The sequence below is a fragment of the Mesorhizobium sp. genome (assembly GCF_041661565.1).
In the GTDB taxonomy this organism is placed as follows: Bacteria; Pseudomonadota; Alphaproteobacteria; order Rhizobiales; family Rhizobiaceae; genus Mesorhizobium.
Genome location: NZ_JBAZUD010000063.1, coordinates 20,562 through 28,560 on the forward strand (window position 1 = coordinate 20,562; position 7,999 = coordinate 28,560).

Below are 7,999 nucleotides of genomic sequence, written 5' to 3' on the forward strand. Positions count from 1 at the left end.
GGTCCAGTTCCTGCTGTCCAGATGGTGCGGTTTTCGCCGCACCCGTAACCTCGTCAGGCAGCCGTGGCAACCAGCAACCCGAGGTCGGGATTGTTGATGAGGTGCCAGCCGGGTCGCCAGACTTCCCGGCTGACGCAGAAATCTATTCGGCCGCCACGCCCATGCGCATGCGTTCCATCTCGATCAGCGCGCGACGATATTCCACCGGCATGATCTTGCGGAACTTCGGCCGGAACACTGTCCAGCCGTCGAGGATCTCGCGGCCGCGAACCGAACCCGTATAGTGCACATGGTTGGAGATCAGCTGGTAGAGCCGCTCCTCGTCATGGCTGGTCATGTCACCCGACACGTCGACACGGCCCTTGTGGTCGAGGTCGCCGCCATGGTGCAACAGCTTTTCCATGAGGTCGTCTTCCTCCGGAACCGGTTCCAGCTCGACCATCGCCATGTTGCAGCGCTCGGCGAAATCGCCGGCCTCGTCCAGCACATAGGCGACACCGCCCGACATGCCGGCGGCGAAGTTGCGGCCGGTCTGGCCGATGACGACGACGATGCCGCCGGTCATGTATTCGCAGCCATGATCGCCAACGCCTTCGACGACGGCTGCAGCGCCGGAATTGCGCACCGCGAAACGCTCACCGGCGACGCCGGCGAAATAGGCCTCGCCCTCGGTTGCGCCATAAAGCACGGTATTGCCGACAATGATGGACTCCGCCGCCACGATCCTGGCTTCTTCCGGCGGTCGGATGACGATCCGCCCGCCCGACAGGCCCTTGCCGACATAGTCGTTTCCGGCGCCGACGAGGTCGAATGAGATGCCGCGCGCCAGGAAGGCGCCGAAGGACTGGCCGGCGGTGCCGGTGAGCTTCACCGAGATTGTATCCTCGCGCAGGCCCTTGTGCCGGAAGCGCTTGGCCACCTCGCCCGACAGCATCGCGCCCGCCGAACGGTCGACATTGCGGATCGGCATTTCGATGCTGACCGGCTGCCGGCTTTCGAGCGCGGGCTTGGCCAGTTCGATCAGCTTGCGGTCGAGGACGTCGTCGATCGGATGCTTCTGCCGCTCGGTCCAGTGCACCGCCTCATGCGGCGCATCCGGCTTGAAGAACATCCTCGAGAAATCGAGCCCGCGCGCCTTCCAGTGCACGATCAGGTCGCGCTTTTCCAGAAGGTCGGTGTCGCCGATGATCTGGTCGATATGGGTGTAGCCCATTTCGGCGAGCAGTTCCCTCACCTCTTCCGCCACGTAGAAGAAGAAGTTGATGACATGCTCGGGCGTACCCTTGAAGCGCTTGCGCAGCACCGGATCCTGCGTCGCGACGCCGACCGGGCAGGTGTTGAGATGGCACTTGCGCATCATGATGCAGCCGGCGGCGATCAGCGGCGCGGTCGAGAAGCCGAACTCGTCGGCGCCGAGCAGCGCGCCGATCACGACGTCGCGGCCAGTGCGCAGCCCGCCATCGACCTGCAGCGCCACCCTGCTGCGCAAGCCGTTCAGCACCAGGGTCTGGTGCGTCTCGGCAAGGCCCATTTCCCACGGGCTGCCGGCATGCTTGAGCGAAGTCAGCGGCGACGCGCCGGTGCCGCCATCATAGCCGGAGATGGTGATGTGGTCGGCGCGCGCCTTGGCGACGCCCGCCGCGACCGTGCCGACGCCAACTTCCGAGACCAGCTTTACCGACACGTCGGCGGCCGGATTGACGTTCTTCAGATCGTAGATCAGCTGCGCCAGATCCTCGATCGAATAGATGTCGTGATGCGGCGGCGGCGAGATCAGGCCGACGCCGGGCGTCGAATGCCGAACCTTGGCGATGGTCGCGTCGACCTTGTGGCCGGGCAGCTGGCCGCCCTCGCCGGGCTTGGCGCCCTGCGCGACCTTGATCTGCATCATGTCTGAATTGACGAGATATTCCGCCGTCACGCCGAAACGACCCGAAGCGACCTGCTTGATCGCCGAGCGCTCGGGGTTCTTGCCGCCGCCGGGCAGCGGCAGATAGCGGTCGGCTTCTTCGCCACCCTCGCCGGTGTTCGACTTGCCGCCGATCTGGTTCATGGCGCGCGCCAGCGTGGTGTGCGCCTCACGCGAGATCGAGCCGAACGACATCGCCCCGGTCGAGAACCGCTTGACGATATCGGCCGCCGGCATCACCTGGTCGAGCGCGACCTTCTCGCGGCCGGTCTCCTGCGCCAGCTTGATCTTGAACAGGCCGCGGATGGTCTGCGCGCGGGCGGTCTCGCTGTCGATCTGCGCGGAATAATCCTTGAACGTTTCCCACGACCCCTGGCGCACGGCGTGCTGCAGGGTGGCGACCGCGTCGGGCGACCACATATGGGCTTCGCCGCGCATGCGGAACATGTATTCGCCGCCGACCTCGAGGCCGTTGCGCAGCACCGGATCATCGCCGAAGCCGTCGGTGTGACGGCTGACCGTCTCGCCGGCAACCTCCTCCAGCCCGACGCCCTCGATCAGCGTCGCGGTGCCGGTGAAATAACGCTGCACGAAATCGGTCTTCAGGCCGATTGCGTCGAAGATCTGCGCGCCGCAATAGGATTGGTAGGTCGAGATGCCCATCTTGGACATCACCTTGAGGATGCCCTTGCCGATCGACTTGATGTAGCGGGAGACAACCTCGTAGGCGTCGACTTCCGCCGGCAGTTCGCCGCGCCTGTGCATGTCGGTCAGCGTGTCGAAGGCGAGATACGGATTGATCGCCTCGGCGCCGTAGCCGGCGAGGCAGCAGAAATGATGCACCTCGCGCGGCTCGCCGGATTCAACGACCAGCCCGACCGAAGTGCGCAGCCCCTTGCGGATCAGGTGATGATGCACGGCGGCCGTCGCCAGCAGCGCCGGTATGGCGATGCGGTCCGGCCCGACCTGGCGGTCCGACAGGATGATGATGTTGTAGCCGCCGGCGACAGCCGCTTCCGAGCGCTCGCACAGCCGGTCGATGGCGCCCTGCATGCCGGCGGCGCCCTCGTTCGAAGCGTAGGTAATGTCGATCGTCTTGGTGTCGAAACGATCTTCCGTATGACCAATGGAGCGGATCTTCTCCAGATCGCCATTGGTCAGGATCGGCTGGCGCACCTCGAGCCGCTTGCGGCGCGAATTGCCGACCAGGTCGAAGATGTTCGGCCGCGGTCCGATGAACGACACCAGGCTCATCACCAGCTCCTCGCGGATCGGATCGATCGGCGGGTTGGTGACCTGGGCGAAATTCTGCTTGAAATAGGTGTAGAGCAGCTTCGACTTGTCCGACATCGCCGAGATCGGCGTGTCGGTGCCCATCGATCCAACCGCCTCCTGGCCTGTCGTGGCCATCGGCGTCATCAGCAGCTTGGTGTCCTCCTGGCTGTAGCCGAAGGCCTGCTGGCGATCGAGCAGGCTGACATCCTTGCGCAGCGCGCGCGGCTCGACCGGCTTCAAGTCCTCGAGGATGAGCTGCGTGTTGGCGAGCCAGGTCTTGTAGGGATGCCGCGTGGCGATCTCGGACTTGATCTCCTCGTCGGAGACGATGCGGCCCTTGTCGAGGTCGATCAGAAGCATGCGGCCGGGCTGCAGCCGCCACTTCTTGACGATCCGCTCTTCCGGCACCGGCAGCACGCCGGCCTCCGACGCCATGATGACGCGGTCGTCGTCGGTGACGATATAACGCGCCGGGCGCAGGCCGTTGCGGTCGAGCGTCGCGCCGATCTGGCGGCCATCGGTAAAAGCCACCGCCGCCGGCCCGTCCCACGGCTCCATCAGAGCGGCGTGATATTCGTAGAAGGCCTTGCGGTCGGCGTCCATGAGCTTGTTGCCGGCCCAGGCTTCCGGGATCAGCATCATCATGGCGTGGGCCAGCGAATAGCCGCCCTGCGTCAGGAATTCGAGCGCATTGTCGAAGCAGGCGGTGTCGGATTGTCCTTCATAGGAGATCGGCCACAGCTTGGAGATGTCGTTGCCGAACAGCTCGGAATCGACCGACGCCTGGCGCGCCGCCATCCAGTTGACGTTGCCGCGCAGCGTGTTGATCTCGCCATTGTGGGCGACCATGCGATAGGGATGCGCCAGCTTCCATGACGGAAAGGTGTTTGTCGAAAAGCGCTGGTGAACGAGGATCAGCGCCGTCTCGAAACGAGGATCCCTGAGATCCTGGTAGTAGGCGCCGACCTGGTAGGCGAGAAACATGCCCTTGTAGACGATGGTGCGCGACGACATCGACACGACATAGAAGCCGTTGTCGACGCCCTTCGTCTCCTCATGGATGCGTCCGGAAATGACCTTGCGCAGGATGAACAGGCGACGCTCATACTCATCGTCGCTTTCGATGTTGGCATTACGGCCAAGGAACACCTGCCGCTGCACCGGCTCGGACGCGGCAATGTCGGGCGCCTTGGACAGCGAGGAATTGTCGACGGGCACGTCGCGAAAACCGAGCAGGGGCTGGCCCTCGAGCTGCGCCACCTCGGCGATGATGCCCTCGATATGCGCCTGCAATTCGGGATCGCGCGGCATGAAGACATGGCCGACGGCATAGTGGCCGGGCTTCGGCAACTCGACACCCTGGGCCGCCATCTCCTCGCGGAAGAAGCGGTCGGGAAGCTGCACCAGCACGCCGGCCCCGTCGCCCATCAGCGGGTCGGCGCCAACGGCGCCGCGATGCGTGAGGTTCTCGAGCACGGCAAGCCCGTCCAGGACGATCTGGTGCGACTTCACGCCCTTCATGTTGACGATGAAGCCCACGCCGCAGGCATCGTGCTCGTTGCGCGGATTGTAGAGGCCGTGAGCGGAAAAGCCGGTGTTGGTTCGGAAGGTGTTTTTGACGGTTGCCGCTTTCGTCTGCGCGGCCTGGCCGTTCGTCGCAGAAAGCGTCATGTCCGTCATCGTGTCCTCCGTTCCCAGCCCTTCGGGCGCTGGTTTGCCCCGGCAAGCACTTGGCTCACCCTTGATCCTTGCGGCACGTCTTGCGAAATTCCTTGCGGACCGAGCGGTTTTCCGCGTGGTCCGTATTCGTACAGGCCAGCATTTGTACAGGCCAGCATGTGGCCGTCCACCTGCCGCTCGCGGCAACAGCCGGAGAGGCACGATACGCCAATCCAGCCTGTTTTGTGCGACAAAATAAGACAGCACTACTGTCCTAAATTTTTATGACAGAATTCCCGAACGCATACAAGACCGATTCACAAAAAACTTGGGCCATTGGCGACATAAAATTTCGTGAAGCTGCCGGTAAACGTAAGCTTCATTCGTGGCGGCATTCCTGCTGCCTGGCTGGCCTGCGCGGTTTTCCGGTGCGTGGCTCTTGCGGTCGCCTGCTGAAACCGGTCAACTTCAGGCACATTCCCCCGATTTCCCCAAGACACAGGCAGGTGCATGTTCTTCGCTTCCGACAATTGGGCAGGCGCCCACCCCGATATCGCTGCCGGCCTGACGGCCGCCGCTGGCGGCTTTTCCACAGCCTATGGCGACGGTGCGCTCGACCAGGCCGTCTACCGGCGCTTCAACGAGATTTTCGAGCGCGAGGTCGCGGTGTTCTTCGTGGCGACAGGCACCGCCGCCAATGCGCTGTCGCTGACGACTTTCAACAAGCCGGGCGGCATCTCCTTCTGCCACCGCGAATCGCATGTGATCGAGGATGAATGCGGCGCGCCGGAATATTTTTCCGGCGGCTCGCGCCTTCATGCGATCGACGGCGCCCTTGGCAAGATCGATCCGCACAATCTGGAAAGGACGATCGGCCGCTTCGCACCCGAAATCGTCCATTGGGGTCGGCCCATGGCCGTATCGATCACGCAATCGACGGAGGTCGGCACGATCTACGGCCTGGATGAGATCGAGACGATTTCAGCGATCGCCAAAAGCCATTCCGTGCCGCTGCACATGGACGGCGCCCGCTTTGCCAACGCTCTGGTCGCGCTCGACACGACGCCGGCGGAAATGACCTGGAAGCGTGGCGTCGACATCCTCTCCTTCGGCGGCACCAAGAATGGCTGCTGGTGCGCGGAAGCGATCGTGCTGTTCGACCTCGACCGCGCAAGGGAACTGGCCTTCCTGCGCAAGCGCGCCGCCCAGCTGTTTTCGAAGTCGCGCTTCGTGGCGGCGCAGTTCGAAGCCTATTTCAAGAATGGGCTTTGGCTCGACACCGCCCGCCACGCCAACGCCATGGCCGCCCGCCTTGCGGCTGCGATCGAGGATTCAGCGACGGCGAAGCTCGCCTGGCTGCCACAGGCCAATGAGGTGTTCGCGGTCATCAAGAAGGCCGAAGCCGAGAGGCTGCAGGCCGCGGGCGCCGCCTTTTATGACTGGCACAGGCCGCACAATTTCGATGGCCATGTCGGCGAGGACGAATTGCTTTATCGCTTTGTCACCAGCTTTGCCACGACGACCGATGAGGTCGACCGCTTCGGCCAGTTGCTCGCGGGATAATTGGTCTCCCGCCAACAAAAAAGCGGCGCCTTTCGGCGCCGCTTCCGTCTCGGGAGGAGACCTTAGAACAATTCCATTAGGCGGCGGTCTTGGCCTCGATCTGCTTGGCCTTGGCCGGAGCCGAGGTGATCGCGATCTTGCGCGGCTTCAACTCCTCGGGAATGTTGCGCTTGAGATCGACGAAGAGGAGGCCGTTCTTCAGCGCAGCGCCGACGACTTCGACATGGTCGGCAAGCTGGAAGCGGCGCTCGAAGGCCCTCGAGGCAATGCCACGATAGAGCAGTTCGGAACCCTCGCCGGTACCTTCGTCCTTGCGCTCACCTTTCACGGTCAGCACGTTGCGGTGGGCTTCGATCGAGATCTCCTCGTCCGAGAAGCCGGCAACCGCCATCGAGATCCGGTAGGAATCCTCACCGGTGCGCTCGATATTGTAAGGCGGATAAGTCTGCGCGCCATCGGGCTGGGCAAGCGAGTCGAGCATGGTGAAGAGACGGTCGAAGCCGACAGTCGAGCGATAGAGCGGGGAAAAATCAACGTGACGCATAGGGTGTTCTCCTGTTTGAGCAACATGATTTGCGTATGGCCGGTGCGAAACCCTTGAGCGGCGTTTCGGCTGGACCAGCGGCCCCGACATTGGCGACCGCACCCAACATTTGGGGGGCCGAAGAAGGCATTTCAAGATTTGTCTCCAGCCAAAAAAGCGACCGGCCACGCCGTCGATGAACGGCGGATGAACCGCGGCTTCGGCGCGCGTTCAGACTGCCAGCGCTAAAAGTGTCTCCAGGATCAAGGACAGGCGGCACCGACTTTCATATGGCGGATGCCGCGACGAGGCCGACCGGGTGTTAACGTCCCTTCCTCCCGGATCGACAGGGGCCGGAAGCAGCTTTCAGGCGGCTTCCGGCTTTCCCCCTTGGAGCCCTTGCGCAACCCGGATTTGCTTTGCTTTTGACGTGTTGGCGTCTATCACCTTGGCGAGGCCAGCCATGTCGAGCAGGCACGCAAAGACGCCACGCACGAAACGCCGAATGACGGATTCTGTCCACGACGAGCCCCTTTTCCACGAAGTCGAGGGCAACCCGACACCGGAGAACGCCAGCGGCGGCTTCTTCGTAACTCGTGATGGCAAGAAAATCCGCTATGGCCTGTTCGGGGCGGTAACGCGCCCGATCAGGGGTACGGTGGTCGTCTTGTCGGGCCGCAACGAGTGCATCGAGAAATATTTCGAAACCATCCGCGACCTCGCCGATCGCGGATTTGGTGTCGCAACCCTCGACTGGCGCGGCCAAGGCTCCTCCGACCGGCTGATCCGGGACCGCCAGCGTGGCTATGTCAGCAGTTTTCGGGACTATGCCGCCGACCTGGAGCAGTTCTTCGAGGAGATCGTGCTGCCCGACTGCCGTGGGCCATATTACATTCTGGCGCATTCGGCGGGTGCAACGGTCACACTGCTTGCCGCGCCGTCGATGGTTAACCGCGTCCGGCGCATGGTGCTGATCGCGCCGTTCCTGACGCTGCCCGATCTGCCGGTCTCGATATCGACCGTTCGCCGCCTCTGTTCGCTGTTTTGTGCCCTTGGCCTTGGCCGGCTCT

At 63.3% G+C, this 7,999-nt stretch carries 4 protein-coding genes; 2 read left to right on the forward strand and 2 right to left on the reverse strand.

What is annotated here, in order from left to right:
* Positions 1-142 precede the first annotated feature (142 nt).
* Positions 143-4,864: a glutamate synthase large subunit gene (gene gltB / locus WC739_RS13280; protein ID WP_372953492.1), complete on the reverse strand. Its 4,722-nt coding sequence runs from the start codon at positions 4,862-4,864 to the stop codon at positions 143-145.
* Positions 4,865-5,353: 489 nt separating this feature from the next.
* On the opposite strand from gltB, the gene WC739_RS13285 reads away from it, so the two are divergent.
* The gene (locus WC739_RS13285) at positions 5,354-6,406 is read left to right on the forward strand and encodes a low specificity L-threonine aldolase (protein WP_372953493.1); all 1,053 of its coding nucleotides are present in this window, start codon (positions 5,354-5,356) and stop codon (positions 6,404-6,406) included.
* Between the two features lie 76 nt (positions 6,407-6,482).
* Here the strand turns inward: WC739_RS13285 and WC739_RS13290 are convergent, their stop codons facing one another.
* Positions 6,483-6,950 (reverse strand): Hsp20 family protein, encoded by a 468-nt coding sequence (locus WC739_RS13290; protein ID WP_013893124.1) that lies wholly within the window; start codon positions 6,948-6,950, stop codon positions 6,483-6,485.
* Positions 6,951-7,434: 484 nt separating this feature from the next.
* Here WC739_RS13290 and WC739_RS13295 point away from each other — a divergent pair.
* On the forward strand, positions 7,435-7,999 hold a 565-nt coding region (locus tag WC739_RS13295), incomplete at its 3' end, for an alpha/beta hydrolase (protein ID WP_372953494.1).

Coding starts and splice junctions, on each gene's coding strand:
- gltB (WP_372953492.1), bottom strand. CDS start 4,864: ATGACGGACATGACGCTTTCTGCGACGAACGGCCAGGCCGCGCAGACG.
- WC739_RS13285 (WP_372953493.1), top strand. CDS start 5,354: ATGTTCTTCGCTTCCGACAATTGGGCAGGCGCCCACCCCGATATCGCT.
- WC739_RS13290 (WP_013893124.1), bottom strand. CDS start 6,950: ATGCGTCACGTTGATTTTTCCCCGCTCTATCGCTCGACTGTCGGCTTC.